Annotated in this window: 24 protein-coding genes; 7 read left to right on the top strand and 17 right to left on the bottom strand. The window is 57.1% G+C overall.

Translation table 11 applies throughout. The annotated features are described in order from the left end of the window. Positions 1-13: 13 nt before the first annotated feature. The 6 genes from ftsH (at position 14) to ACR0B5_RS09115 (ending at position 6,707) form a co-directional block, all read left to right on the top strand. Positions 14-1,930, top strand: coding sequence for an ATP-dependent zinc metalloprotease FtsH (ftsH, locus tag ACR0B5_RS09140; protein WP_170639309.1), 1,917 nt, complete (start codon positions 14-16; stop codon positions 1,928-1,930). Between the two features lie 95 nt (positions 1,931-2,025). After that, on the top strand, positions 2,026-2,601 hold the full coding sequence (locus tag ACR0B5_RS09135) for an MOSC domain-containing protein (protein WP_480540221.1): 576 nt from the start codon (positions 2,026-2,028) through the stop codon (positions 2,599-2,601). A gap of 165 nt (positions 2,602-2,766) precedes the next feature. Further along, on the top strand, positions 2,767-4,443 hold the full coding sequence (locus ACR0B5_RS09130; RefSeq protein ID WP_170471992.1) for a formate--tetrahydrofolate ligase: 1,677 nt from the start codon (positions 2,767-2,769) through the stop codon (positions 4,441-4,443). 60 nt (positions 4,444-4,503) lie between these two features. Continuing rightward, complete coding sequence (locus ACR0B5_RS09125; protein WP_480540073.1) at positions 4,504-4,809, top strand: chorismate mutase; 306 nt, start codon at positions 4,504-4,506, stop codon at positions 4,807-4,809. Between the two features lie 51 nt (positions 4,810-4,860). Further along, the gene (gene folD, locus ACR0B5_RS09120) at positions 4,861-5,751 is read left to right on the top strand and encodes a bifunctional methylenetetrahydrofolate dehydrogenase/methenyltetrahydrofolate cyclohydrolase FolD (protein WP_480540071.1); all 891 of its coding nucleotides are present in this window, start codon (positions 4,861-4,863) and stop codon (positions 5,749-5,751) included. Between the two features lie 317 nt (positions 5,752-6,068). Then, positions 6,069-6,707, top strand: a complete 639-nt coding sequence (locus ACR0B5_RS09115; RefSeq protein WP_480540069.1) for a LytTR family DNA-binding domain-containing protein — start codon at positions 6,069-6,071, stop codon at positions 6,705-6,707. Between the two features lie 24 nt (positions 6,708-6,731). Here the strand turns inward: ACR0B5_RS09115 and pdeM are convergent, their stop codons facing one another. The 15 genes from pdeM to ACR0B5_RS09040 form a co-directional block, all read right to left on the bottom strand. After that, positions 6,732-7,394 carry a ligase-associated DNA damage response endonuclease PdeM gene (gene pdeM / locus ACR0B5_RS09110; protein ID WP_480540068.1) on the bottom strand — a complete coding sequence of 221 codons (663 nt, stop codon included), beginning with the start codon at positions 7,392-7,394 and terminating at the stop codon, positions 6,732-6,734. Positions 7,395-7,435: 41 nt separating this feature from the next. Then, positions 7,436-9,847, bottom strand: coding sequence for a ligase-associated DNA damage response DEXH box helicase (locus ACR0B5_RS09105; RefSeq protein WP_480540066.1), 2,412 nt, complete (start codon positions 9,845-9,847; stop codon positions 7,436-7,438). 40 nt (positions 9,848-9,887) lie between these two features. Beyond that, positions 9,888-11,195, bottom strand: coding sequence for an ATPase (locus tag ACR0B5_RS09100; protein ID WP_170377831.1), 1,308 nt, complete (start codon positions 11,193-11,195; stop codon positions 9,888-9,890). Positions 11,196-11,312: 117 nt separating this feature from the next. Continuing rightward, complete coding sequence (locus ACR0B5_RS09095; RefSeq protein WP_480540064.1) at positions 11,313-11,858, bottom strand: prepilin peptidase; 546 nt, start codon at positions 11,856-11,858, stop codon at positions 11,313-11,315. 3 nt (positions 11,859-11,861) lie between these two features. After that, a complete protein-coding gene (locus tag ACR0B5_RS09090; RefSeq protein WP_480540062.1) occupies positions 11,862-12,713 on the bottom strand; it encodes a tetratricopeptide repeat protein in 852 nt (283 codons plus the stop codon). A 30-nt stretch (positions 12,714-12,743) separates the two neighbouring features. Continuing rightward, positions 12,744-13,268, bottom strand: a complete 525-nt coding sequence (locus tag ACR0B5_RS09085; protein ID WP_480540060.1) for a tetratricopeptide repeat protein — start codon at positions 13,266-13,268, stop codon at positions 12,744-12,746. Positions 13,269-13,335: 67 nt separating this feature from the next. After that, a complete protein-coding gene (locus ACR0B5_RS09080) occupies positions 13,336-14,310 on the bottom strand; it encodes a type II secretion system F family protein (protein ID WP_480540058.1) in 975 nt (324 codons plus the stop codon). A gap of 10 nt (positions 14,311-14,320) precedes the next feature. Continuing rightward, positions 14,321-15,289 (bottom strand): type II secretion system F family protein, encoded by a 969-nt coding sequence (locus ACR0B5_RS09075; RefSeq protein WP_170377839.1) that lies wholly within the window; start codon positions 15,287-15,289, stop codon positions 14,321-14,323. Between the two features lie 11 nt (positions 15,290-15,300). After that, positions 15,301-16,737 (bottom strand): TadA family conjugal transfer-associated ATPase, encoded by a 1,437-nt coding sequence (locus ACR0B5_RS09070; RefSeq protein ID WP_480540056.1) that lies wholly within the window; start codon positions 16,735-16,737, stop codon positions 15,301-15,303. Between the two features lie 23 nt (positions 16,738-16,760). Continuing rightward, entirely contained in the window at positions 16,761-17,996 is a 1,236-nt protein-coding gene (locus ACR0B5_RS09065; protein ID WP_480540054.1) for a CpaE/TadZ family protein, read from the bottom strand. 199 nt (positions 17,997-18,195) lie between these two features. Then, the gene (locus ACR0B5_RS09060; RefSeq protein WP_209254200.1) at positions 18,196-18,822 is read right to left on the bottom strand and encodes an OmpA family protein; all 627 of its coding nucleotides are present in this window, start codon (positions 18,820-18,822) and stop codon (positions 18,196-18,198) included. A 17-nt stretch (positions 18,823-18,839) separates the two neighbouring features. Continuing rightward, the gene (locus tag ACR0B5_RS09055) at positions 18,840-20,246 is read right to left on the bottom strand and encodes a type II and III secretion system protein family protein (protein WP_170659950.1); all 1,407 of its coding nucleotides are present in this window, start codon (positions 20,244-20,246) and stop codon (positions 18,840-18,842) included. Between the two features lie 193 nt (positions 20,247-20,439). Continuing rightward, a complete protein-coding gene (gene cpaB, locus ACR0B5_RS09050) occupies positions 20,440-21,348 on the bottom strand; it encodes a Flp pilus assembly protein CpaB (RefSeq protein ID WP_480540051.1) in 909 nt (302 codons plus the stop codon). Positions 21,349-21,595: 247 nt separating this feature from the next. Beyond that, positions 21,596-21,835 carry a hypothetical protein gene (locus tag ACR0B5_RS09045; protein WP_480540049.1) on the bottom strand — a complete coding sequence of 80 codons (240 nt, stop codon included), beginning with the start codon at positions 21,833-21,835 and terminating at the stop codon, positions 21,596-21,598. A gap of 290 nt (positions 21,836-22,125) precedes the next feature. Next, positions 22,126-22,362 (bottom strand): hypothetical protein, encoded by a 237-nt coding sequence (locus ACR0B5_RS09040; protein ID WP_170659952.1) that lies wholly within the window; start codon positions 22,360-22,362, stop codon positions 22,126-22,128. Positions 22,363-22,715: 353 nt separating this feature from the next. Here ACR0B5_RS09040 and ACR0B5_RS09035 point away from each other — a divergent pair, with 353 nt between their 5' ends. Then, positions 22,716-23,582, top strand: a complete 867-nt coding sequence (locus ACR0B5_RS09035) for a lytic transglycosylase domain-containing protein (RefSeq protein ID WP_480540047.1) — start codon at positions 22,716-22,718, stop codon at positions 23,580-23,582. A gap of 33 nt (positions 23,583-23,615) precedes the next feature. Here the strand turns inward: ACR0B5_RS09035 and ACR0B5_RS09030 are convergent, their stop codons facing one another. Beyond that, a complete protein-coding gene (locus ACR0B5_RS09030; protein WP_170554670.1) occupies positions 23,616-24,242 on the bottom strand; it encodes a CoA transferase subunit B in 627 nt (208 codons plus the stop codon). Further along, a complete protein-coding gene (locus tag ACR0B5_RS09025) occupies positions 24,242-24,946 on the bottom strand; it encodes a CoA transferase subunit A (protein ID WP_170377861.1) in 705 nt (234 codons plus the stop codon). Before ACR0B5_RS09025 ends, ACR0B5_RS09030 begins: the two co-directional genes overlap by 1 nt. Positions 24,947-25,043 lie beyond the last annotated feature (97 nt).

Below are 25,043 nucleotides of genomic sequence, written 5' to 3'. Positions count from 1 at the left end.
TAGGAGAATTTCCTTGGGCAACGCTCGTAATATCGCCTTCTGGGTCGTTCTGTTCCTGCTGATCCTTGCACTGTTCAACCTGTTCAGCGGACCGGGCGGGACACTTCAGGGCAATGAACGCACCTATTCCGACTTTGTCAGCGCCGTTCAAAGCGGTGAGGTCAAGAACGTCACGCTGGATGGTGAGCAAATTCGCTACACCACACAAAGCGGCGCGAATTACACCACGATCAAACCCGGTGACGCCGAGGTGACGAAACTGCTGATCGATGAACAGATCCCGGTCGAAGCGGTCAAGCAGCAGCAATCAGGCTTCCAATCTTTCCTGATCACTCTGCTGCCCTTCCTGCTGCTGATCGGCGTTTGGGTCTATTTCATGAACCGGATGCAGGGTGGCGGCAAAGGCGGCGCGATGGGCTTTGGCAAGTCCAAGGCCAAGATGCTGACCGAAAAGCACGGCCGTGTGACCTTTGATGACGTTGCTGGCATCGACGAAGCCAAGGAAGAGCTGGAAGAGATCGTTGAGTTCCTGCGCAACCCGCAGAAGTTCAGCCGTCTGGGTGGCAAGATCCCCAAGGGCGCACTGCTGGTCGGCCCTCCGGGAACTGGTAAAACGCTGCTGGCCCGCGCGATTGCAGGTGAGGCGGGTGTGCCGTTCTTCACCATCTCGGGTTCTGACTTCGTTGAAATGTTTGTGGGTGTCGGTGCGAGCCGTGTCCGTGACATGTTCGAACAGGCCAAGAAGAACGCGCCTTGTATCGTGTTTATCGACGAAATCGACGCTGTTGGTCGCCATCGTGGTGCCGGCTATGGCGGTGGTAACGATGAGCGTGAACAGACCCTCAACCAGTTGCTGGTCGAGATGGACGGTTTTGAGGCCAACGAAGGTGTGATCATCCTGGCCGCGACCAACCGTAAAGACGTTCTGGACCCCGCTCTGCTGCGTCCCGGACGTTTCGACCGGAACGTGACTGTTGGGAACCCCGACATCAAAGGCCGCGAGAAGATCTTGGGCGTGCATGCGCGCAAGACGCCTCTGGGCCCTGATGTTGATCTGCGCATCATCGCGCGCGGTACTCCGGGCTTTTCGGGTGCGGATCTGGCGAACCTCGTAAACGAGGCCGCGCTGATGGCTGCACGCGTCGGCCGCCGCTTTGTCACCATGGAGGATTTTGAGAACGCCAAGGACAAGGTGATGATGGGGGCTGAGCGCCGCTCGATGGTGCTGACCCAGGATCAAAAGGAAAAGACCGCGTATCACGAGGCTGGCCATGCTGTTGTTGGTCTGGAACTGCCGATGTGCGATCCGGTCTACAAGGCGACGATTATCCCGCGTGGTGGCGCGTTGGGTATGGTTGTCTCACTGCCCGAAATGGATCGTTTGAACTATCACCGTGATGAGTGTGAGCAGAAGCTGGCCATGACCATGGCGGGCAAGGCGGCCGAAGTCATCAAATATGGCGAAGACCATGTTTCTAATGGTCCGGCGGGCGACATCATGCAGGCCAGCCAGTTGGCGCGCGCGATGGTAATGCGCTGGGGTATGTCTGATAAGGTTGGCAACATTGACTATGCCGAAGCCCATGAAGGCTACTCGGGCAACACCGCTGGGTTCTCGGTCTCTGCCCATACCAAAGAGCTGATCGAGGAAGAGGTGAAGCGTCTGATCCAGCAGGGCTATGAGCGCGCCCACCAGATTCTGACCGACAAGAGTGAGGAATGGGAGCGTCTGGCGCAGGGCCTGTTGGAATACGAGACCCTCACCGGTGACGAGATCAAGCGGGTCATGAATGGCGATGCGCCGACCGAAGGCGATGACGAGGGCGACAGCCCGGATCAGGGCAGCGCACCCAGCGTCACGGCCATTCCAAAGACCAAGCCCAAGAAATCTCCACCCGAAGGTGGGATGGAGCCGGAACCAACCGCATAAAAACGAAAAACCCGAGGTGCAGACCTCGGGTTTTTTCTTTTCATCCGCCGACTGCTGGTCATTATGCGGGCAAATGGATGAAGAAGGAAAACCCCATGCCGTTCCTGCGTGAAACCGAATACTCTGCCGAGGTCGTCTGGTTGGGGCGCGTCCCGGTCGGTCAGTCACTGCGCGCTCAGCCCGTTGAGGCGTTGGAGTTTGGCTTTGACGGGGTGCAGGGTGAACGGCACGAGGGCCTCAACCGGGCTTCCTGCGTGCGTGTCAGCAATGTCTACCCGAAAGGAACCGAGATTCGGAATGTCCGTCAGGTGTCGATTCTGTCCGCCGAGGAGCTGTCCGAGATTGCCGCCGCGATGGAGATGGACCATCTTGATCCGTCCTATCTGGGGGCCTCGATCGTGCTGAAGGGCATCCCTGATTTTTCTCATATCCCGCCGTCTTCCCGCCTTCGGTCCGAGGCGGATTTGACGATCACGGTCGATATGGAAAACGCACCTTGTGTCCTACCCGGACGTGAGATCGAGGCGGATCACAGCGGCTACGGTGCCGCCTTCAAACCGTCCGCGCAGGGGCGGCGGGGGATCACGGGATGGGTCGAACGGCCCGGAGCTCTGCATATCGGCGATCGTTTGAAGCTGTTTGTTCCCGATCAGCCGCTCTGGCAGCCATAGCACTCATTCGTTTCCGATTGGAAACACTTGAAATCGGGCGACGCCGTTTCGCGGCACGAATATGTCGGAATCCTTAGCCACTGCTTGGGTATGCAACTGTATGGGTTTGTCAGCACCGACGCGCCGCGTCGGTTTTGCACGGCATTCAATCAGGGACCCTGCCCAATGAGCTACAAATCTGACATCGAAATCGCGCGCGAAGCGAACAAGAAGCCGATTCAGGAAATCGGCGCAAAGATCGGTATCGAATCCGCCGATCTGCTGCCTTACGGCCACGACAAAGCGAAGGTCAGCCAGGACTTCATCAACTCGGTCCAGGACCGCGAAGATGGCAAGCTGATCCTGGTCACCGCGATCAACCCGACCCCTGCGGGTGAAGGCAAGACCACCACCACCGTGGGTCTAGGCGATGGCCTGAACCGCATCGGCAAAAACGCGATGATCTGTATCCGTGAAGCGTCGCTTGGCCCGAACTTCGGCATGAAGGGCGGCGCTGCAGGTGGCGGTTATGCTCAGGTTGTTCCGATGGAAGAGATGAACCTGCACTTCACAGGTGACTTCCACGCGATCACTTCGGCGCACTCGCTGCTGTCGGCGATGATCGACAACCACATCTACTGGGGCAACGAAGCTGAAATCGACGTCCGTCGCGTAGCATGGCGTCGTGTAGTCGACATGAACGACCGCGCTCTGCGTCAGATCACTGCCTCGCTGGGTGGCGTGTCGAACGGTTTCCCGCGTGAAGCGGGCTTTGACATCACCGTTGCATCCGAAGTCATGGCGATCCTCTGCCTGGCAAACGACCTGAAAGACCTAGAAAAGCGTCTAGGCGACATCATCGTTGCTTACCGCCGTGACAAGACCCCGGTTTACTGCCGCGACATCAAGGCAGAAGGCGCAATGACCGTTCTGCTGAAGGACGCAATGCAGCCGAACCTGGTGCAGACGCTGGAAAACAACCCGGCCTTCGTCCACGGCGGCCCGTTCGCGAATATCGCACACGGCTGTAACTCGGTCATCGCGACCAAAACCGCTCTGAAAGTTGCTGACTACGTCGTGACCGAAGCGGGCTTTGGCGCCGACCTGGGTGCCGAGAAGTTCATGAACATCAAGTGCCGCAAAGCCGGTATCGCACCGTCGGCCGTTGTTTTGGTCGCCACCGTGCGCGCGATGAAGATGAACGGCGGCGTTGCCAAGGCCGACCTGGGTGCCGAAAACGTCGACGCGGTTCAGTCTGGCTGCGCCAACCTCGGCCGCCACATCGAGAACGTAAAGTCCTTTGGTGTGCCGGTTGTTGTCGCGATCAACCACTTCGTCACCGATACCGACGCCGAAGTTGAAGCGGTCAAGAGCTACTGCGCCGATCATGGTGTTGAGGCGGTTCTGTCGCGTCACTGGGAACTGGGCTCGGAAGGTTCGGCGCCTCTGGCCGAGAAAGTAGTTGAAATCGTTGAAGGTGGCACAGCGAACTTCGCGCCGATCTACCCCGACGATATGCCTCTGTTTGAGAAAGTCGAAACCATCGCCAAGCGCATCTACCGCGCGGACGAGGTTCTGGCCGACAACAAGATCCGCAACCAGCTGAAGGAATGGGAAGCCGCCGGATATGGCAACCTGCCGGTCTGCATGGCGAAAACCCAGTACTCCTTCTCGACCGACCCGACCCTGCGTGGCGCACCTACTGGGCACTCGGTTCCGGTACGTGAAGTTCGCCTGTCCGCAGGTGCTGGCTTCATCGTAGTTGTCTGCGGTGAGATTATGACCATGCCGGGTCTGCCGCGCAAACCTGCCGCTGAGACAATCCGTCTCAACGAAGAAGGTCAGATTGAGGGCTTGTTCTAAGCCGATTTTTGAACCATCTCGTGGTCCGGGGATTACACCCCGGGCCATGAGGAGATCACGATGCCCACTCTGACACCGCCGCAAGACTGTGAGACGATGCAGGACTTGCGCGTTCAGATCGACAAGCTGGACCGCCAACTGATCGAGATGTTGGTGACGCGCGCGGATTATATCGATCGCGCCTCGCAGTTGAAGCCAGGCGAAGGCCTTCCGGCCCGAATCCCGGACCGTGTCGAAGAGGTGGTGCAACGTGTGCGTGCAAGCTCGGATCAGTTGGGGATGGACCCGGATCTGGCCGAAAAGCTCTGGCGCATTTTGATTGACTGGTCGATTGCCCGCGAAGAGCGCGTGATTGGCCCTGACTAAACACCCGGGCGCCAAGCGCCCGATCCGTTTTTGGAAAGAAGGGATCACAGGATGGTAGCCCAGGTTATCGACGGCAAAGCCTTTGCGGCGAAAGTGCGCGCGCAAGTGGCCGATCAGGTTGCAAAGCTGAAAGAAGAAAACGGCATCACGCCCGGTCTGGCAGTCGTTCTGGTGGGCGAAGACCCTGCAAGCCAGGTCTATGTGCGCTCAAAGGGTAAGCAGACCGTTGAGGTCGGCATGAACTCGTATGAGCACAAGCTGGACGCCGGCACCTCGGAAGAGGACCTGCTGGCGCTGATCGACAAGCTTAACAACGATCCTGCGGTTCATGGTATTCTGGTGCAGCTGCCTCTGCCCAAGCACCTTAACGAAGACCTGGTGATCAACTCGATTGATCCGGCCAAAGACGTCGATGGCTTCCACATCTCGAATGTGGGCCTGCTGGGTACCGGTCAGAAGTCGATGGTTCCCTGCACCCCTCTGGGCTGTCTGATGATGCTTCGCGACTATCACGGCTCGCTGTCGGGTATGGATGCGGTTGTAATTGGCCGCTCGAACATCGTGGGCAAGCCGATGGCGCAACTGCTTCTGGGTGACAGCTGCACCGTAACCATCGCGCATTCTCGCACCAAGGACCTGCCGGACGTCGTGCGCCGCGCCGACATCGTTGTCGCCGCCGTAGGCCGCCCCGAGATGGTTCCGGGCGATTGGATCAAAGAAGGCGCGACCGTGATCGACGTGGGCATCAACCGCATTGAGCGCGACGGCAAAAACAAGCTGGTCGGTGATGTCGACTACGCCAGCGCCGCTGAGCGTGCGGGCGCGATCACTCCGGTTCCGGGTGGCGTGGGTCCGATGACCATCGCCTGCCTGCTGGCCAACACTCTGACCGCGTGCTGCCGCGCCAACGGCCTGCCAGAGCCCGAAGGCCTTACAGCCTGATCCACGACTTCGTCGGACCGCGCTGTGCAGTCCGACCCTGACGAGACGCGGGCCGGATCAGCGGCCTGCGCCTTAACCTATGCATGAATTGTGTTTTACAGGACCTCAATTCATGATATCCGTTATTTCCCAGTCAGTTGCCGAGTAAACATCGTGACCGTCCAAGATGTCCTGACTGGGTCTTGGGCCGCTGTTCTGTAAGTATGAAGTTAAACCTCGCGCTATTGCGTTCTCATTGCACCCCACAGCGGGTGGTCGCAGGCGTTGTTTTCTTGCCTTTGCTGGCCTACGTATTTCCCCCTTTTTTGGCTGCGGATTTGCCTTTTTCCCTGCGTTTGCTGTTCTGGGTCGGCGTTATGGTGTTGGCTTTGGCCGCCATTTGGGCCGCGCGGAATGTGATTGAACGACATCAGATATTGGAGCAGCTGCCCGCGCGCGATCTGGCCTATGCGGTTGTGATTCTTGCGATGTTCACTCCGACCCTCTGGCTTTTGGCGTGGTTGCTGTTCACCTGGGGTGGTCATATGGCGCCTGAGATGGCTACTGTTGCCAGTTACGGCATATTGTTTGCCACAGGCCTGTTGCTGGTGCGTCGGGCCGAATGGCACGATGGCAAGGTCGAAGCCGAACCTGAGCTAAAGCCGATGCCACGGCTTGCGCGCCGTTTGCCCAAGAGTTTTCAGGGTGAGTTCTACCGCCTGACCGTGCGCGACCACAATGTAGACGTCGTTACATCCGAGGGGACTTTTACGATCCGCTCACGCTTTACCGATGCCATAGAAGAGATGGAGCCTGTTGCGGGCCATTGCTCGCACCGGTCGCATTGGGTGTGCGATGAGGCTGTGGCGGGTGTTGAACGGTCCGAGGGGAAGATCTTCCTGCGTCTTGTCAATAGCGATCTTGTTCCGGTCAGCCGTAAGTACCGGCCGATGCTGGAAGAGGATGGCCTGATCTGAGGTGCTGCACGACGTCCTTCCGTCTTAACGAGGCATCGGGATCATCTGCGGTTGAGCGCCCGTCAGGATTGCCAGCGCCTTTGGCTCCATCAAATCGGTCAGAACCTGATCCGAGCTGCGCAACCCGCCGGTATAGGTGCCAAAGGCCGGCAGGATCAGGCGATGCGTATCGAACAGAAAAGCCGGGCGTGTGATGCTGCGGCCACGCGCGCGCAGCGTGGCCTTTGGGTGATAGTGACCCGAAATCTCACCTTTTGCCCCGGACTGCGCGATATGGCGAAAGGTGAGCGCGTCGCAGGTCCACTCGGCCAAATGCGCGCCACCGAGCTCTACCGGGCCGGGGTCGTGATTGCCCTCGATCCAGATCCAGCGACGCCCGGCTTGCAGGGTTGCAATACGCAGCCTCTCGGGGCCGGGCAGCGACAGGGAGGCATCCAGATCATCAAAGCTGTCCCCCAAGCAGATCACGGTCGCGGCGCCCGTACGCTCCAAGTCGTTGGCCAACCTGTCCAACGTGTCCTGACTGTCATAGGGCGGCAGGATCGCGCCACCGCGCCGGGCCATGCGTTCGGACTTGCCAAGATGGAGGTCGGATACACATAGCAATTGCCGCTCTGGCCACCACAACGCGCCCGAGGGTAGGGCGCTCAGGTTCTGCCCAGCAAAGGAAAACTCAACCTTGTTCATGGAACGTTCTTCGCGCGTTTTGCGCGCCCGCGCAAGGTGGATCAGAGCGTATCCAGCCCGGCCGCCTGCAGCAATCGCGCACTTTCCTCCGCCAACAAACGTTCTTCGCCGGCCCCTTTTACCGGGACTTTTCCAACTTCTAGGAACAAAGGTGCGGCGAGAGGTGACACGCGGTCCAGCCGAACCAGATCAATCCGGTCGTCAATCCGTTCCATCATTGCCTCGATCCGGCCAAAATCGACGAGGCCGCGCATGGTTTCTTCACGGGTGATCTGCATCAAAAGGTGGTCGGGGTCGTATTTCAGCAGCGTATCGTAGAGGATATCTGACGAAAACGTGGCTTGCCGCCCGCTTTTGCGTTGCCCGCCTGTGTTGCGCTCGATCAGGCCCGCGATGGTGGCCGAGGCGCGAAAGGTGCGCTTCATGACGGCATTCCCAGCCAGCCATGTGTCCAACCCGTCGCGCAGCGCATCGATCCGAAACAGAGGTGTTGGATCGGTTACTGCGTCCAATCCCCAGATCAGGGTCGCGTAGTCGGTTGCAACAAAGCCAAGAGGGGCAAGGCTAGTCTCCTCCATCCTTTTGGTGAGGAGCAGGCCCAAGGTTTGCTGCGCGTTGCGTCCAGCGAAGCCATAGACACAAATATGCTCGCGCCCGTCGCTGGGAAAGCTCTCGACCAGCAGGCGGTTGCGTTGGGGCAGGCGAGAAACATGCCTCTGAAGCTTCAACCAGTCGGCTGTGTGTTGCGGCAGCTGAGGCCAGTCGGTCTGCGCGAACATGCGCAGGATACGGTCGCTCAGCTGCGTTGAGGTGGCGAACTTGGTCCCCGCAAAAGTGGCGATTTTGGGCTTCTTGTCGGCACGGCGGCTGACTTCGACCACAAGCTCGCGCAAGCCCTCGTAACGCACGATCTGACCGCCGATCAGGAAGGTATCGCCGGGGGTCAAAGTGGCTGCAAAACCCTCCTCAACCTCGCCCAGTGGTTTACCACCCCTGCTGCGTTTCAGGCGGACTTTCAGGGTGTCGCTGTCCTGAATGGTGCCGAGGTTCATCCGAATCCGGGCCGCGGTGCGGGGGTCCCTTAGCTGCCACAAACCGTCGGCGCGTTGCTGTAACCTTTGCCATCGATCATAGGCCCGCAGGGCATAGCCGCCGGTCGCGCAGAATTCGAGACAATCGTCAAACTCGGGTCGCGTCAATTGTGCAAACGGCCCGGCCGAGGTCATCTCGGTAAACAGTGCATCCGCATTGAACGGTCCCGCAGATGCCGCGATCAGGATATGTTGGCATAGCACGTCTCGGGGGCCTGCGCCGCGCGGCTCTCCGTCCAGGTCATGGGCTTTTGCGGCCTCAAGGGCGGCCACGCATTCGACCACCTCAAACCTGTTGGCAGGTACCAGCAGGGCTTTGGACGGCGCGTTATAGCGGTGATTTGCCCGTCCGATACGCTGCACCAGCCGCTTGACGTTCTTGGGCGCGCCGATCTGGATCACCAGATCAACATCGCCCCAGTCGATGCCTAAATCGAGAGAGCCGGTGCAGACGATGGCGCGCAGGTTACCTCGGACCATGGCGGCCTCGACCTTCTCGCGTTGCTGGCGATCCAGACTGCCGTGATGGATTCCGATGGGCAGACTGTCCTCGTTGGCAAGCCACAGATTGTGAAAGAAAATCTCAGCCTGCGCGCGGGTGTTGTGGAAGATCAGTGTCGTCTTGTGTTGGCGGATTTGGTCCAGCACCGCTGGGATCGCATAGGCCGCGCCTCCGCCCGACCATGGCGGCATCTCGGCAGTTTCCAGCATCGCGATGTTGGGATCGGGGCCAGGATCGGCTTGAATGATCTGACACGGGTCGGGGTGACGGGCCAGAAAGCGGGCAATGGCCTGAGGGTCCTCGACCGTGGCCGACAAGCCCACACGGCGCGTGTTCGGGCACAAAGTCTGGAGCCGCGCCAGCGCCAGCATCAGTTGATCCCCGCGTTTGCTTTCGGCCAAAGCGTGGATTTCATCGACGATCACACGCTGCACCCCATCAAACATGCGCGGAGCGTCCTCATATGAGGTCAGCAGAGCAAGACTCTCGGGCGTAGTCAGCAGGATATGCGGCGGGTCGGCGCGTTGGCGTTTTTTCTGCGTGGCCGAGGTATCGCCGGTGCGGTCCTCAATGCGGATGGGCAATCCGATCTCGTCCACAGGCGTGCGCAGGTTCCGTTTGATGTCCGCTGCCAGGGCCTTGAGGGGCGAGACGTAGATCGTGTGCAGCCCGCTATGCTTACCGTCCGCCAGTTCCGCCAATGAGGGCAGGAACCCCGCCATCGTTTTGCCGCCGCCCGTGGGCGCAATCAGCAAAGTGGCCGGGTCTTGCGCCCGGTCGAACATGTCCTGCTGATGAGGGTGGATGGTCCAGCCCTTGGTGCTGAACCAAGTGCCGATCCGGGCGGGAATCTGCGTCATGTGCGCAGACTACCTCTGTCATCCCGGAAATGGCACGGCGTTATTTGACGATTTTCTCGTCTTTGACGAACATATTGGCCCAGGCACGATCGATCAAATCGGGGCTCATCTGATAGGGGATGCCCTCGAACTCACAGATCGAGATCATCTGGTCGATCAGGAAGATCGGCTGGTAGTTCGCATAGATGTTGTCGATGGTCGGGTATTTCACCTTCAAAAGATGTACCAGCGCGGCCTCATCCAGAGGCATGCCACGTTTGCGGGCGACCATGGCGAAGATCTTCAGGAAGTTTTCTTGGTTCGGGCCATCAATCTTGATCTTGAAGAAGATCCGGCGCAGGGCCGCTTGGTCGAAGATCTCATTCGGGTGGAAGTTGGTTGAGAAGATGACCAGCGTGTCGAAGGGGACTTCGAACTTTTCACCCGATTGCAGACCGAGGATATCCTTGTTCTCTTCCAGCGGAACAATCCAGCGGTTGACGAGGGCCTGAGGGGGTTCGGCCTGTCGTCCAAGGTCGTCCACGATGAAGATGCCACCGGTCGATTTCAGCTGCAGCGGGGCCTGATAGGTCCTCGCGGTAGGGTTGTAGACCAAGTCCAACATGCTGAGCGACAGTTCACCACCGGTCACAACAGTTGGGCGTTCGCATTGAACATAGCGCGAATCGAACCTCTTGCGGCGGCGCAGGCTGTTGGGGTCGTCAGGCTCCTGCTCGATCGCGGTATGTACGATCGGGTCATAAACGGTGATCACCTGACCGGCATATTCGATCGCGTAGGGGACATAGACATTATCACCCAACGCGTCCCGAATACCGTTCGAGATCGAGGACTTACCATTCCCCGGAGGGCCATACATCAGGATCGACCGGCCCGCGCTGACCGCGGGACCGAGGTGATCCAGCAGGCTGTCAGGCAGCACCAGATGTCCCATCGCATTGGTCAGCTGGTCCCTTGTGACCTGAATATTGCGGATCGATTGGCGTTTGACCTGCTCGCGATACACATCCAGGGGCACGGGCATTGCACCGAAATATTCCGACTGGCTGAGCGCGTCCAACGCACGGGCCTTGCCTGCGTCGGTCAGCTGATATCCCATCTCATTGCCGCTATTGGCATTCAGGGTGCCTGTGGCCTCAAGCAATTTTTGGTCACGCGCGATGTCGATCAGTTCCTGCGTGACAGAACCGGGAAGGCAGATAGCCTCGGCCACTTCAGTCACGGTGCTGGCATTCTTGCGAAAGATCGTCTTCAGCAAGATGTCCCGCATCATCACAAGCGGGAGCTGCATTTCACCCAGACCCTTCGGGGCAGGGGGCGCCATAACTGCGGAGGTCTGCATATTCATAAGCGGGACTCGTCTGTTCTGATGTCACACCAAAAGCCCCAAAGCGGGCCAGTTGTGTGAAATCTGGCGCAGCTTTGTGGCGGGACCAAGGCAGCGACAAGGCGCGCAGATGATAGTTTACGATCCGAGAACAGTCCCAAGAATCAGATACATGGCAAGCGAACCGGACAGGGCCAGCCCCATCGGGAACTTTTTGCCCTTGTCCCAGCTTTCCCAATGTGGGGCAATCGTGCGCAGCCTCGTGTACTTGGCCAAACGGTGGGTGGCTACGGCCCCCAAAGTACAGGCCATCAGAATAGCCATGAGCAGAACCACATCTGCGAACCAGATGAACGGAGCGGCAGCGGCCAGAAACTTGGCATCGCCCGCGCCCATCGCTCCGGCGGCGTTCAGGATGATACCGGCAAGCAGAACCACGAAGATATGCAGGAATTGCCAGACATAGATCGGCAATGCGATATCAAGAGGGCCGATCTGCCCCCCAATCAGCCCCGTCGACCACGGAGGCAGCACAAATAGTCCAACGACGATATAGACCAGAACCAGCGCCGTGACGGCGTGGTTCTTGATCTTCATTTCACGCATATCCGTGAACGCGACGTAAAAGCAGATCGGCAGCACAAAGGGCAGAAACCATGCTGCCGCATAGGCCGGTATCGCCATGTGTCAGCTTTCCTCGAGCGCGCGAAGCGAGCGGACGGCTTCATCGAAATGCTGGGGATGTGTCGCAATCGCCTCGCGGAGGAGGTTCTTGCCCGTCGCCGTATCCCCTTGTTTCACCGCGGAAATTGCCATCGTGTTCAACAGCCGGGCGCGTTCAACCTGTGTCATGGGCACCACCGGTAGGCTGTAATTTCCCTGCGCCGACCGGGCCAGAACCAGATTGTTCTTCGCTGTAAACAGGCTCTTGTCCTGGCGGACGGCTTCGGTGAACAGGCGTTCGGCCTCGGCATATTGTCCGCGGGTCAGCTTGGAATAGCCCCAGTTGTTCATCACTCCACCGGGGCGCGTGGTCAGGCCCACGGCCGTTTCATAGAAGTGATCGGCGCGTTTCCATTCCTTGCGGGAATCCGCGACGACGGCTTCAAGCCGGTAGCGCTTGAACGACTCATGCGTCGGCGGGACCGAGTTCAAAACGGTGTGGGCCGTGTTCCAATCCCCATTGCGCACCAGCGCATCCGCGTATTCGACCCGGTCGACCGCATTGGCGCCGTTCATGGTCGTCACGCGTTTCCACGCGGCAGCCGCCTCGGTCGAGCGTTTGGCGCGACCCAGCGAGATCGCAAGCCCGCGCTGCAGGTCGATCCGATCGGGGTTCTTGGCGGCGGCGTTATGGAAATAGGTGACCGCCTCGTTGGGGTCGGCTGCGGTCAGAAGAACGTCATTTAGGTTGGTTTCGTCAATGACGTTTACCTCCTGAAATGTACGTTCGACCTTTTCCTCTTCGGTTTCTTTTGCACAGGCGGACAGGATCAACCCAGTGACCACGAGTGACGGAATCAAGAATTGTTGGCGCATTTTTGCGTCCTTTTACTGCTCTTGCCTCGATTACTGGATTTTGCGTAGCGAAAATTGCCCGTCGCCTAGCTGCTCCAGCGTATATTCTTGTTCTTGGTCAGTATTATTAACAGGATTTTCCATTTTTGCGATAGCTAAGCGAAGATTGTCGCGGATTGCGTCACTTTCGCCATTGTCCAACGCAAAGGCCCGGCGAAACACCTGCTCGGCTTCGGGGTATTGTCCGGTTTCCATCAGCAGAACACCGAGATTATTCCATGCGATCGGCCAGTCCGTGTCATCCTCGACTGCGCGGCGTAACAAAGTTTCCGCTTGCCCCAACCGACTGAGCCCCAGGTTTGCCGTCCCCAATGAGGTCAGAACCTGCGGCGTCATCCCTTGCTCCAACGCGGCGCGGGTAAAGCTGTCGAGGGCCAGCTCATATTCTCCGGCAGCCATGAGGCGGTTTCCTACGGTGATGTTGTCTTCGGCCTGTCCCGTCGGGTCTATGCCCGGCGCATCGAGGTCATCCGACAGGCTCCCTTCCGTGCAAGAGGCCACCATGGCGAAAACCATGATGGCCTGAAAACTCCGGCGAAGCCTAAGCAAGGCGCAGCCTTTTCCTGGAAGCATCGAAGTTAAATCATCCTCCGAAGTCAGCAATCACACCTGCAGACGGTCCGACCAGAATGACAAGCAGCGGTGGCACCGTCAGCCCCATTGTGACCAAAGTCATCTTGGTAGGCAACTTGTTTGCGGCTTCTTCCGCGCGCATCACACGTTTGTCACGCATTTCACCGGCATAGACCCGCAGAGCTTCGGCGATGGAGGTGCCGAATGTGGCGGATTGGATCATCACGGTTACAAAGGCCCGGACATCCTGGACGCCGCAGCGGGTTCCGAAATCACGCAGGACTGTATCTTTGTCTTTACCGGCCTTCATCTCGTAGGCCACGACCTCGAATTCCTGAGAAATCTCGGGGTAGGAGCTTTTCATTTCCGACGCCACTCGAACGATCGCCTGATCTAGGGATTGGCCAGCTTCGACGCAGACCAGCATCAAGTCCAACGTGTCCGGAAAGGCCGCTGTTATGGCCTGTTTTCTCTCTTCCACGCGGCGTGTGATCCAATATTTGGGGATGTAGTAGCCAATCGCGCCGGGGATCAGAACGCGGATCAACAATTGTGTTCCGGTAAATTCCTGACCGCCCGAGAACGCCGTTACCCACAACACTCCGAACAAAATGCCCAATATGCCAAGCGCGAACTGAGCAAAGTGATAGAAACGAACGGCATCTTTCGACTGGTAGCCAGCCTGCCGCATCGTCAGTTGAACGGCGGAAAGTTCCTCTTCACTTTTGGGCTCAAGAAAGGTGGCGAACTTCTCGAGCTGTTCATTCCGACCGCCGTTTCGCAGTTGGTCTTTTTTAGGTTTCTTCTCTTTCTTCGGAGCCGTTGTGCTACGTTGCAGCTTCTTTAGCGGATCTTCGGGCTGGTTCAACATCAGCAGAACGGCCACGGCAATCAACACGAAACCAAGCACGCCGACCACGATCAGGGGGCCGAACTCACCAAGGTATTGCGTTAGGACATTGTTGATGGAGGAAAGGAATTCCATTGAACTGACCTCAGACCTTGATGTTGGTAATGATCTTCATGACGATCAGGTTCAGTGTCAGCATGATGCCGACAAAGAAACACAGCGGAATGAACCACGGGTGGTCCAGTACTTCGTCATAATAGCCGGGGTCTTTGACCAGAATGAAGACGAGGCACGCTACTGGGAACCCCGACAGGAACTTTCCGGACCATTGCGCCTCGGCCGTGATTGCCTTGACCCGGCGGAACAAGCGGAAACGGGCGCGGATCACTTGTGCCAGGCCGGCCAAAATTTCAGCTAGGTTACCACCTGACTGCTGCTGAATGCCGACTGCGACAGCGAGAAAGCGCAAATCCTGCATGTCCAAGCGCTCGGCCATGTCTTTGAGCGCCTCCCCCACATCTCGACCATAGGCGCATTCATCGGCGATGATGCCCAGTTCGGTCCCAAGGGGATCCTGAACCTCGTTCGCCGCGATCTGAACCGAAGATACGAAAGGGTTACCGACCCGCAGCGAGCGGACCATCAGCTCGACCGCATCGGGAAGCTGCTCTTCGATCATGCTCATGCGTTTATTGGCTTTTCTGCTGACCCACATGAAAACAGCACCGACGCCGATGGCAATTGAAATCGCCGTACGCAAGACAGTGTCGGTTGCCGTACCAATGCTGAGAGCTACAAAAGCCGCGGCCGAAACAAGACCCATTATCATGATCAGTTGTCTTGGCGTAAACGCGATGGCAGCCTTTTGGGCCTTGTCAGCAAGCAACGAATACAGAGGGATGCTCTGCGTTTTCATATGCTGCTGCATTTCCTTGCGCAGCTGTTCCAGAACCTGCTCGCGGCCCGCGCCCTTGTCGAGCATGTCTAGGCGTCGGTTGACTCGGCTGTTCAGGCTGATGGATTTGCCGAACGCCACAAGATAGATGCCTTCCACCAGGGCAAGGACACCCACGAAGATGGCGACATAGATGAGAGCCTCCATAGGCAATTGCATGTCGTGATCTCCTACATTGTGGTTGGGTCGTAGATGGACGAGGGCAGGTCAAAGCCCCACAGGCGGAAGCGCTCAGAATAGTGGCTGCGCACGCCAGTGGCGGTGAAGTGACCGATGATTTTGTTATCGGGTGTCAGGCCAACGCGTTGGAAACGAAAGATTTCTTGCATCGAAATCACATCGCCTTCCATCCCGGTAATTTCGGTAATCGAGGTCATGCGACGCGAGCCATCCTGCAAACGGCTGGCCTGCACGATCAGGTTCACAGCGCTTGAGATCTGGCTGCGAACCGCCTTGATCGGCATTTCGATCCCCGCCATCGCGATCATGTTCTCGAGACGTGAGATACCATCCCTTGCCGAGTTTGCGTGGATTGTGGTCATTGAGCCGTCGTGGCCGGTGTTCATCGCTTGGAGCATGTCGATCACCTCGGCGCCACGAGTCTCACCCACGATGATGCGGTCGGGACGCATCCGCAGGGCGTTTTTCAGACAATCGCGAGGGCTGACCTCACCTTTTCCCTCAACGTTTGGCGGGCGGCTTTCCATCCGTCCGACGTGAGTCTGCTGCAGTTGAAGTTCCGCCGTATCCTCGATGGTCAAGATACGTTCAGCGTCGTCAATAAAACTCGAAAGCGCGTTCAGAGTGGTCGTTTTACCGGAACCCGTACCGCCCGAGACTATGATATTCAGGCGTGTCGAAACCGCGGCTTGAAGATAGGCGGCCATTTCTTCGGTGAACGCACCGAAATTGACCAGATCATCGATACCTAGCTTGTCTTTTTTGAACTTACGAATTGAGACCAGCGAGCCATCAACAGCGATCGGAGGGACCATCGCGTTGAAACGCGAGCCATCGGCCAGACGGGCGTCAACATAAGGGTTGGATTCATCAACACGACGACCCACAGCGGACACGATCTTGTCGATGATCCGCATCAGGTGTTTTTCGTCCTTAAACGTAATATCGCTGAGTTCTAGCTTACCCGCGCGTTCGACAAAAATCTGTTGCGGGCCGTTCACCAGAATATCGTTGACCGTTTCGTCGCGTAGCAAGGTTTCAAGCGGGCCTAGGCCTGTGACCTCGTCATAAAGCTCTTTGTTCAGCTGAGTGCGATCGTCTCGGTTCAAAACGATGCTTTTAGCTTCCAGAACCTCGCTGGCAATTGCGCTGATCTCGGTGCGAAGCTCGGCCTCACCCGCGTTTTCAAGGGCGGCGAGGTTCAGGTTTTCCAGTAGCTCCCGGTGCAGTTCAATCTTGATCTCACTCAGGCGCTCTTTCCGTTTTCGGTCGCGGTCGGCGCTCGTGACTTCGCCAGCTTTCTTCTGAACGGGCTTGCGTGCAACTGCCGTTGCCGTTGCCATTGGCGCTGCGGAGGCCGCTTCGGGCGCTTTGGCCGGAGTCTCGACCGGCTGCACATCAGACGCTTTCTTATATCTGGAAAACATGGCGGCTCTTCCCTTGGGTTGTGTTATGCGGCCTCGGCGTCGTTACTGCCGAGGCTGTGGAGCGACTTTGCAAGCTTGGCAATTTCGCGACGCAGAGGGTTTTTAGCGGCCGAACTAGCCAATGGCAGGCCATGATCGCCGCTTTGCATCACCGGCTTGCCCCCATCGGGCAATTGCAGGTCGATCGATATTCCGAGGCTTTCGCCCATACGTTTGATGCGCCCCTTACCGTTCAGATCGGTGAATTTCGGGGCCCGGTTTAGGGCGAAACGCAATTTGTTGAACGGCAGCTCTTCGGCCTGCAAGGCGCGTTTCAGACGCAATGCGTTCTGAGCCGAGCGCATGTCCAGTTCGATCATGGCGAAATAAACATGAGCAGCCTGAAGAACGGTTTCTGACCACAAAACCAATGTCTTGGGCATGTCCACGATCACATAGTCGAAATGCTTGCGCGCCGTATCTATCACGCGCTGGATGTCTTCGGGTGTGATCAGATCCAACGGCACCATGTCGGATGGGGCCGTCAGAACCTGCATCTTTTCTTCATAGCTTTGAAGCGCTTGAGAGAAGACCTCATCGTCCATTGATGCGGTGTCGGACAGCATCTCGAAAACGGTTTCACGGCGGGGCAGGTCCAGATAGGTCGAGACCGTGCCGTATTGCAGATCCAGGTCGATCAGACAGACAGAAGGCGCTTCCTTGTCTGAGATTGTTGCAAGTTCCCAAGCCAGATTCACAGCCAGTGTCGTGGAACCGACGCCGCCCGCCAGACCTTGTACAACGAACAGAGCGCCTTCTTTTGATTCGCCACTGGTCAGATTGGCGGCGGCCGCTTGTGCTGCAACCACAGGATCGGGCTTGTTCATTCGCTCGATCGCTTCGTTCAGTTCGCCTTCGGGAAGAGGGTAGGGGACAAATTCATCCGCGCCTTTGCGCAAAAGCTGGTGTAGCGAGGCGGGGGTCACGTCCTCGGCAATAAGCACCACTTTGATCTTCTTGTCTTTTGCCTGGGTGATGATTTCGCCCATCAACGAGAGGTTGTCTTCATCCTCACCATCAATGGCCAGGGCAACGAATTCCAGTGTTTCCGCTTCGGGTTGGCTGAAAAACGCGAGAGCTTCGGCAAAGCCAAGATCGCCCCAACGCTCACCAAGAATGGTTTCCATGTCTTCGATCAATAGATCAAAGTTCTGGACATCCCGGCTGATGGTGCAGGCCAGAATTCCCGAGTCGTTGTCTTGCGGCGTCGCGCTACTCATATACACAATCCTCGTAGAGAGGGCTTGGCATTTCTTGCGAACGAGTACGCTCGGGTAGATTTGCTGTCGCCCCAATGCGGTCAATTTTGGCCGCAGGTCACCCTATTGTTCACAATGTCGCTTGGAAGTTGGGCGAGAATTTGGCGCAAAAGAACCAATTGTAGGGAAACGGGCGACGATGTCGCCCGTTCAGATGGGATTATCCACCGCCGCCGCCAGTCGCATCGACCTGCTCGACACTCGATCCAGCCGCCGCGCTTTCGACGTATTCGCGGTAAATGATTTCGGCGTACTTGCCATCCAGAGTCTGCGGCGCGCGGTCTACAAAACCCGAAACCTCAGTCACTGTCCGGCGATTCCGGCGGTCGCGATTTGTTGTTGCAACCAGTGGACGCGTTTTGCCGAAAGAAACCACCGCCTCTAGGCGGGACCGCGAGATTCCCTGTTGGGCAAAGAAGGACACAACTGCTTGTGCCCGGCGCAAACCAAGGCTCTTGTTGTAGCTGGCAGAGCCGACCGCGTCGGTATGGCCATAAACACGGAACCGTGCTTCGGGGAATTGTTTGATCCAATCCGCCTGCTGCAACAGAATACGCTGCGCAGATGCATCGAGCTGAGAACTGTTGAAGGCAAAGTTCACTTGGCTGGGGACTTCAGCGGCGAACCGGCGGCTCAGAATCTGAGCGTATGTCAGCTCACCGTTCATGACCTGCGAGTTGTTCAACGTCGCGTTGCCAAAGGTTCCCGCATCAATTTCATACCCGGCTTCGCGAGTGCACGCGGTTACTGCAACCGAAAGACCTAAGGTGAGTATCAACGTTTTCATTGGTCCTAACCTCCTCATCAATCCAGAATATAGCCGTAGGAACTGCCAAAATCTTGCTTGGCCACTTCCGATGCGCCACCTGCGCCTGCGCGCTCGGTCCGAGCAACGCGACCGTTGATAAACAGATCAAACTCACTGGGGGGTTTTACTCGATCTGTCGGCAAAGCAAGCGTTTCCCCACGGGTCGGCGAGACCAGATGCGCGGTGATGATGATAACCAACTCACTCTGTTCGCGCTGATATTGCGCGCTCCGGAACAGGGTGCCCAGAACGGGCACGTCGCCCAACCATGGAACCTGATTGCTCAGATCCGTGAAGTCATCTTGAATCAGGCCTGCAATCGCAAAGCTTTCCCCGTCGCGCAGTTCAATGGTGGTTGAGGTCTGGCGGGTGATGAAGCTCGGGACCGAATCACCGTTGATTGTAAAGTCCGACGACGTATCAATGCTCGAAACCGCAGTGCCAAGTTCCAGGTTGATCAGATCACCATCGACCACGCGTGGAATGAAATCGATTTCAACACCGAACGCGCGGTATTCGATGGCAACAACACCGTCATCCGCAGGTACCGGGATCGGAACTTCACCACCGGCGAGGAAGGTCGCCTGTTGGCCAGAAAGTGCGGAGAGGTTCGGTTCGGCTAGAGTGCGTGCAAGCCCTTTGGTTTCCAAGGCTTCAAGGAGAAGTCTTACTTGCGTTGATCCAGCCCCAAAACCGAACAGAATGGCGCCGGTATTTTGTTGTGCGATCGGAATGTTGTTGGCCAGCGCATTACTTAAAGCACCCTGAGTGTTGAGGGTGTTGAAACCCGCCGTGACGTCACTGCCACCAAAGCCAAGCGACGTAGACAGGTTTTTGGCAACCGAACGGTTCATTTCAGCGAAACGCACCTTCAGCATGACTTGCTGAACGCCGCCAACCGACATCAGGTTTGACACCCGATCCGGGGCATAGCGTTCCGCCAGTTCCAGAGCACGCGCAAGCTTGGCTGAGCCCGAGACTGTCCCGGACAAAACGATTCCATCATTAGCTGTGCGCACTTCGATTTGCTCATTAGGCAGAATCTGCCGCAGGCGTTCTTTGAACTCTGTAATGTCTGGAGCTACGCGAACTCTAACATTGGCCAGAAGCATGCCTGCGCCATCGAACAGAGTCAGCGTCGTCAGACCGGGCGCCTTACCCAAAACATAAATCGTGCGATCTGAAAGCGACGAGATGTCGGCAATGCCGGCATTCGCGATACTCAGTTCAGCAAACGGCTCTTCACTTTCAACAACGATCGCGCGGTTTACAGGTACTTCCAGCGTTTCCACTGTGCCTTTCTTCACCACGCGAAGAGTTTCGGCCCAAGCGGCATCGCCGACTGGGCTTACAACGAGCGACAACCCCAGCAGGGTTGCGCTGATCCAGGAACGTATTTTCATGTGACCTGCCTCTCCGATCACGCCTCGTTTTTATGGGTCTTATGCCCTATAGGCGAAACACTGCGCGAAAACGGAATTTATTGCAATAATCAAGGGTTTCCGGAAGTTTCCTTATGTGGGCAATTGGCAACATAAGAATGAAAAGAGCCGCGCTCAATGCGCGGCTCAGCAGGTGTAAGGTCCTGAATAGGCGTCAGTTTGTGCAGGCGATTACATCATCTGCTATGTCACTTCCGCCGCGACGGATTCGAGTTTTACACACCGGTTGTTCTACGCGTTCTGGGACCGGGGCAGCTTCTTCCTCGACAACCCCGAGCAAAGCGCGTTGGTCGATCTCAATAACTTCGGATGACACGGTTTCGTCTTCGATTCCGACAAGGGCAAGCGTAAGGCGACCTGTGTTCTGCGCTTGAGTGAGCACAGCAACCTGTTCACGTGTAACCGCAACGGTGATCGTACGCGCGATGGTCGTTCCGGTTACATCTGTGCCTGCGATTTGGTCAATGGCGATCAATTCAACTCGGGGCTGAATCAGGCGAGTAATCTCGCCGTTCGCTTCGGCGGTAGTCCCGCGACGCGAACCAGTCCAGTAGACGTCAACATAGTCTCCGGGGCGCAAGAAACCGGAAACGCCCGACGCCACATCAACCCGAATCGCAAAAGCGCGCATGCCTTTGTCCAACTGAGACGTCAGGCCCGCCCCTTCACCAGGCTTGGTGATTTTGACTTCCATCAATGCTTCGTCTTTTTCCATCGTGCGAAGAACGAAACGGTCTTTGCCGCCGGAGGCTGGGAACAAAACTGCAAGGTCTGTAAAGCTGCCTTCCGGTATTGCGTTTTCTGGCCAGTCAACGACGCGTACGTCCTCTTCTGCCAAACGTTCTCCGTATTTCAGGGTTCGATTGGAAACAATAACACTGACTGTCGGGATCACTTCGACCTCGGCTTTTTCGGCTGCGGCAGCCTCGAGCGCGGCCGCTGTCGCCTGCCGCTCGCGGGCGAGTTCGTTTTGATACGCTGAGATATAGTTCCGCGCCATGTAGACAGCGCCGCCAGCCAGAGCTAGCCCGACAATCAGGACAAGTCCGAATACCGCTCGCATACATCCACCTCATATTTCTGTCTGGCTTTGCTTCCAAAGGCCAGGGGGTCAAATTTGTTCATCGTATTCGTAAGATGGAATTGTGTCGAAATGTGGGACAAATCAGACTTTTCGTGCAGATTTTTCAAGCCATGTCGCGACAGTATCTGGCCGCGAACCGCCGCAGTAACGACATGTAAAAAAAGCCAAAATCGCCATCCTTTGATGGCGACTTGTTTGATTGGTTGCGTTGCTGACTTGAGTGCGGTCAGTTGCCGCCAGCGGTGCCTTCAGTTGCTATACCGCCTCCGCCACCGGTGGATGTTCCCGTGCTAATGGTTGCGCTGCTGAGAGCTTGGCTCGTGTTCCCGCTCAGGCTAATCGTGGCTGTTTGGATGGCAAAGTAGAGAAGCGTGGCCAGACCAATAATTAGCGCAGTCAAAACGACCCAGTCGACAGTGACGGCACCCTCTTCAGAGGCTCTAAATGTCCTAAACATCTTTTTCATCTCATACCTATCGACGTCGTCTTGTATCCGCTTTGCCTTCCGAGCGAACAAATCCGAGGACGTTTCTTGCTAGCACCTGATTTCAATGTTGGCTTGCGGGAATGGCGCGAATTTGGCGAAAAAGTGATTTGTCCGCCGCATTCTTTGCCGGATTTGCACCACCACACTAAAAGTAGAGGGGCGGGAAAATATTGATTGAGTGGACACCGTATGCATTTCGTAAGGCCCCAAAAAAACGTCGCGCCGATTTCCGGCGCGACGTCAAATTTTCAAGACTAGATAGTCTTGTATTAGTTAGTGTTCTCACCAGCGGTTACGATACCACCTGCGGTGCCGTCGTTTTCACCTGTGCTGATGGTCGCGCCGGACAGGGCAGCGTTAACGTCAGTGGCCATGCCAACTGCACCGTTCGAAATCTGGGTGTAAGCAACGGTACCCAGACCGATGACTGCTGCGGTCAGAACAACCCAGTCAACTGTTACTGCGCCGTCTTCGTCTTTGCGGAAGTTCTTGATGAACTTGATCATGTTACGTCCCTCCTAAAGGATCTAAAAAAGTCTTCTAAACCTCGGCGTCTTCCAGAGCTTTCTCTCTCAGTCCGCTCCCGATCGTCTCGGTATGCATCTATGTTTGCCTGTTGTGCGTGGCAGGAATTAGGCCAAACAGGGAAAATTTTGCCCGAGGCTTAACTTTTTGGTCATAAAATGGGTAAGTCATTGAAAATATGTGCTTAAAAATGCCTTCGGTTTTTTGCGGAAACCCCAGAGCGATGCAAATTTGCGGCAAATGAGGCGAAACTGCCCCAATTTGCTTGGTTTTTCTGGCTTTACGCGAAGATTCGGGGTTCAAATCAATCAAAACGAAAACATGAGGCAGGCAAATGAATCTCCGGGACGCAGTCACATGCGCCGGCGTATTGGCGTTTCTGGTGTGCACGCCAGACACCGTGCGCGCCGATGAGGTCGAACCGCGTGGTGTCTATAAAAGGATCAAGGCGCCCCAGCCAGGTCAAAGGCCAAAGATCAACATCCAGATTTCTGCTGAAGAACATGCCTCCAGACCCTCGGCTCCGAGCACGGGATCTGAGCTTGTGGTCCCCGATATCATCAAACGTGCCAAAGTGCCGCCATCGACCACGCCCGTAGTTGCGACTAAGGCGACGCCGAAAGGCGCGTATAAAGCGTTTTGGGAGAAGATCTCGCCCGAACTGGCACAAGCCGGACCAGGTAGGCTGGATTCGGCGATCAACGCCCTGGCCGCTACAAGCGTCTCGACACCCCGTTTGCAGACTCTGCAGGGTATCGTGAACAACCAGGGGCGCGATATCCTACGCTCGACCATTGGCACTAATGTTTCGCCTGCACTGGTGCTGGCGGTTATCTCGGTGGAATCGGCTGGACGGGCCGACGCGGTCAGCTCGGCCGGGGCGCAGGGATTGATGCAGCTGATGCCCGCAACGGCCGAGCGGTTTGGCGTGCAGGACAGCTTCCAGCCCTCTCAGAATATCTCAGGTGGGGTCAAATATCTGGATTGGCTGATGGGTGAGTTCGACAATGACCCGATATTAGCGCTTGCCGGGTACAACGCCGGTGAGGGTGCTGTTCGCAAACACAGCGGTGTGCCGCCCTATGCAGAGACGCGGGACTACGTGCCCAAGGTGCTCGCGGCTTTTCAGGTCGCGCGTGCGCTCTGCGCAACGCCGCCGGTCTATGCCTCGGATGGGTGCGTATTCCAGACGTTGAACTAGGGCCTGCCTGTCGCAGCAGGCCCTGATCTTTGTTTAGTTGACGATGTTCGCCTCAGTCGCGGCGCGGATCTCGTCTTCGGTGACGCCTTCTGCGATCTCGACGATCTTCAGACCGCCTTCAACCACATCCAGAACCCCGAGGTTGGTGATGATGCGATTCACAACCTTTTTCCCGGTCAGCGGGAGGGTGCACTTTTTCAGCAGCTTGGATTTGCCGTGTTTGTTGGTGTGATCCATCACTACAATTACACGGCCGACACCAGCTACAAGATCCATCGCGCCGCCCATGCCTTTGACCAGCACGCCGGGAATCATCCAGTTGGCAAGATCGCCTTCTTCATCCACTTCCATTGCGCCCAGAACCGCGGCAGCAATCTTGCCGCCCCGGATCATCGCGAACGAGGTCGCGCTGTCGAAATATGCGGTGCGCGACAGCTCAGTGATGGTTTGCTTGCCCGCGTTGATCAGGTCGGGGTCTTCTTCACCTTCGAACGGGAAGGGGCCCATGCCCAGCATGCCGTTCTCGGATTGCAGGGTGATGTCCTTGTCGCCCACATAGTTTGCCACCAGCGTCGGAATACCGATGCCAAGGTTCACATACATGCCGTCTTCAAGCTCTTGCGCCGCACGGGCGGCCATCTGGTTCCGATCCCAAGGCATTATGCTTCCTCCTTCTTACGGGTGGTGCGCTGTTCAATGCGCTTTTCGTGATCGCCCTGAATGATCCGATGCACATAGATGCCCGGCAGGTGGATCGCATCCGGGTCCATTGAACCGCGGGGGACGATCTCTTCGACTTCGGCGATGCAGATCTTGCCGCAGGTCGCGGCAGGCACGTTGAAGTTCCGCGCGGTCTTGCGGAAGATCAGGTTGCCGGTGTCATCGGCCTTCCAGGCTTTGACAATGGCCAGATCGGCAAAGATGCCTTCTTCCAGAATGTAGGTCTCGCCATTGAAGTCTTTGTGTTCCTTGCCCTCAGCGATCACGGTGCCCACGCCGGTTTTGGTGTAGAAACCGGGGATACCTGCGCCACCTGCGCGCATCCGTTCGGCCAGAGTTCCCTGCGGATTGAATTCCAGCTCAAGCTCTCCGGCCAGATATTGGCGCATGAACTCGGCGTTTTCGCCGACGTAAGAGCTGATCATTTTCTTGACCTGCTTGGTTTGCAGCAGGATGCCGATGCCGAAATCGTCGACGCCTGCGTTGTTTGACGCAAAGGTCAGGTTCTGAGCGCCAGAGTCTTTGATCGCCTCTAGCAGCAGTTCCGGGATGCCGCAAAGGCCGAAACCGCCCGCCGCGATCATCATGCCATCCGAAAGCACTCCGTCGAGCGCGTCAGAGGCATTGGCATAGATTTTCTTCATGGAAAACTCCCCCAATGACATGGTGATGGGCAGGTTGTGCCGCCGCGTCAGGGGGAAGTCAACGAATCCAAAGGGCTGGTGGTATTTCTACCTATCC

This window comes from Ruegeria sp. AG1 (assembly GCF_056541705.1).
This window is presented reverse-complemented; position numbering and strand designations above follow the sequence as displayed.

What these genes read in the sequence shown, in the direction of transcription:
- ACR0B5_RS09135 (WP_480540221.1), top strand. Translation starts at nt 2,026, where the DNA reads ATGCCGTTCCTGCGTGAAACCGAATACTCTGCCGAGGTCGTCTGGTTG.
- ACR0B5_RS09130 (WP_170471992.1), top strand. Translation starts at nt 2,767, where the DNA reads ATGAGCTACAAATCTGACATCGAAATCGCGCGCGAAGCGAACAAGAAG.
- ACR0B5_RS09125 (WP_480540073.1), top strand. Translation starts at nt 4,504, where the DNA reads ATGCCCACTCTGACACCGCCGCAAGACTGTGAGACGATGCAGGACTTG.
- folD (WP_480540071.1), top strand. Translation starts at nt 4,861, where the DNA reads ATGGTAGCCCAGGTTATCGACGGCAAAGCCTTTGCGGCGAAAGTGCGC.
- pdeM (WP_480540068.1), bottom strand. Translation starts at nt 7,394, where the DNA reads ATGAACAAGGTTGAGTTTTCCTTTGCTGGGCAGAACCTGAGCGCCCTA.
- ACR0B5_RS09105 (WP_480540066.1), bottom strand. Translation starts at nt 9,847, where the DNA reads ATGACGCAGATTCCCGCCCGGATCGGCACTTGGTTCAGCACCAAGGGC.
- ACR0B5_RS09100 (WP_170377831.1), bottom strand. Translation starts at nt 11,195, where the DNA reads ATGAATATGCAGACCTCCGCAGTTATGGCGCCCCCTGCCCCGAAGGGT.
- ACR0B5_RS09095 (WP_480540064.1), bottom strand. Translation starts at nt 11,858, where the DNA reads ATGGCGATACCGGCCTATGCGGCAGCATGGTTTCTGCCCTTTGTGCTG.
- ACR0B5_RS09090 (WP_480540062.1), bottom strand. Translation starts at nt 12,713, where the DNA reads ATGCGCCAACAATTCTTGATTCCGTCACTCGTGGTCACTGGGTTGATC.
- ACR0B5_RS09085 (WP_480540060.1), bottom strand. Translation starts at nt 13,268, where the DNA reads ATGGTTTTCGCCATGGTGGCCTCTTGCACGGAAGGGAGCCTGTCGGAT.
- ACR0B5_RS09080 (WP_480540058.1), bottom strand. Translation starts at nt 14,310, where the DNA reads ATGGAATTCCTTTCCTCCATCAACAATGTCCTAACGCAATACCTTGGT.
- ACR0B5_RS09075 (WP_170377839.1), bottom strand. Translation starts at nt 15,289, where the DNA reads ATGCAATTGCCTATGGAGGCTCTCATCTATGTCGCCATCTTCGTGGGT.
- ACR0B5_RS09070 (WP_480540056.1), bottom strand. Translation starts at nt 16,737, where the DNA reads ATGTTTTCCAGATATAAGAAAGCGTCTGATGTGCAGCCGGTCGAGACT.
- ACR0B5_RS09065 (WP_480540054.1), bottom strand. Translation starts at nt 17,996, where the DNA reads ATGAGTAGCGCGACGCCGCAAGACAACGACTCGGGAATTCTGGCCTGC.
- ACR0B5_RS09060 (WP_209254200.1), bottom strand. Translation starts at nt 18,822, where the DNA reads ATGAAAACGTTGATACTCACCTTAGGTCTTTCGGTTGCAGTAACCGCG.
- ACR0B5_RS09055 (WP_170659950.1), bottom strand. Translation starts at nt 20,246, where the DNA reads ATGAAAATACGTTCCTGGATCAGCGCAACCCTGCTGGGGTTGTCGCTC.
- cpaB (WP_480540051.1), bottom strand. Translation starts at nt 21,348, where the DNA reads ATGCGAGCGGTATTCGGACTTGTCCTGATTGTCGGGCTAGCTCTGGCT.
- ACR0B5_RS09045 (WP_480540049.1), bottom strand. Translation starts at nt 21,835, where the DNA reads ATGAAAAAGATGTTTAGGACATTTAGAGCCTCTGAAGAGGGTGCCGTC.
- ACR0B5_RS09040 (WP_170659952.1), bottom strand. Translation starts at nt 22,362, where the DNA reads ATGATCAAGTTCATCAAGAACTTCCGCAAAGACGAAGACGGCGCAGTA.
- ACR0B5_RS09035 (WP_480540047.1), top strand. Translation starts at nt 22,716, where the DNA reads ATGAATCTCCGGGACGCAGTCACATGCGCCGGCGTATTGGCGTTTCTG.
- ACR0B5_RS09030 (WP_170554670.1), bottom strand. Translation starts at nt 24,242, where the DNA reads ATGCCTTGGGATCGGAACCAGATGGCCGCCCGTGCGGCGCAAGAGCTT.
- ACR0B5_RS09025 (WP_170377861.1), bottom strand. Translation starts at nt 24,946, where the DNA reads ATGAAGAAAATCTATGCCAATGCCTCTGACGCGCTCGACGGAGTGCTT.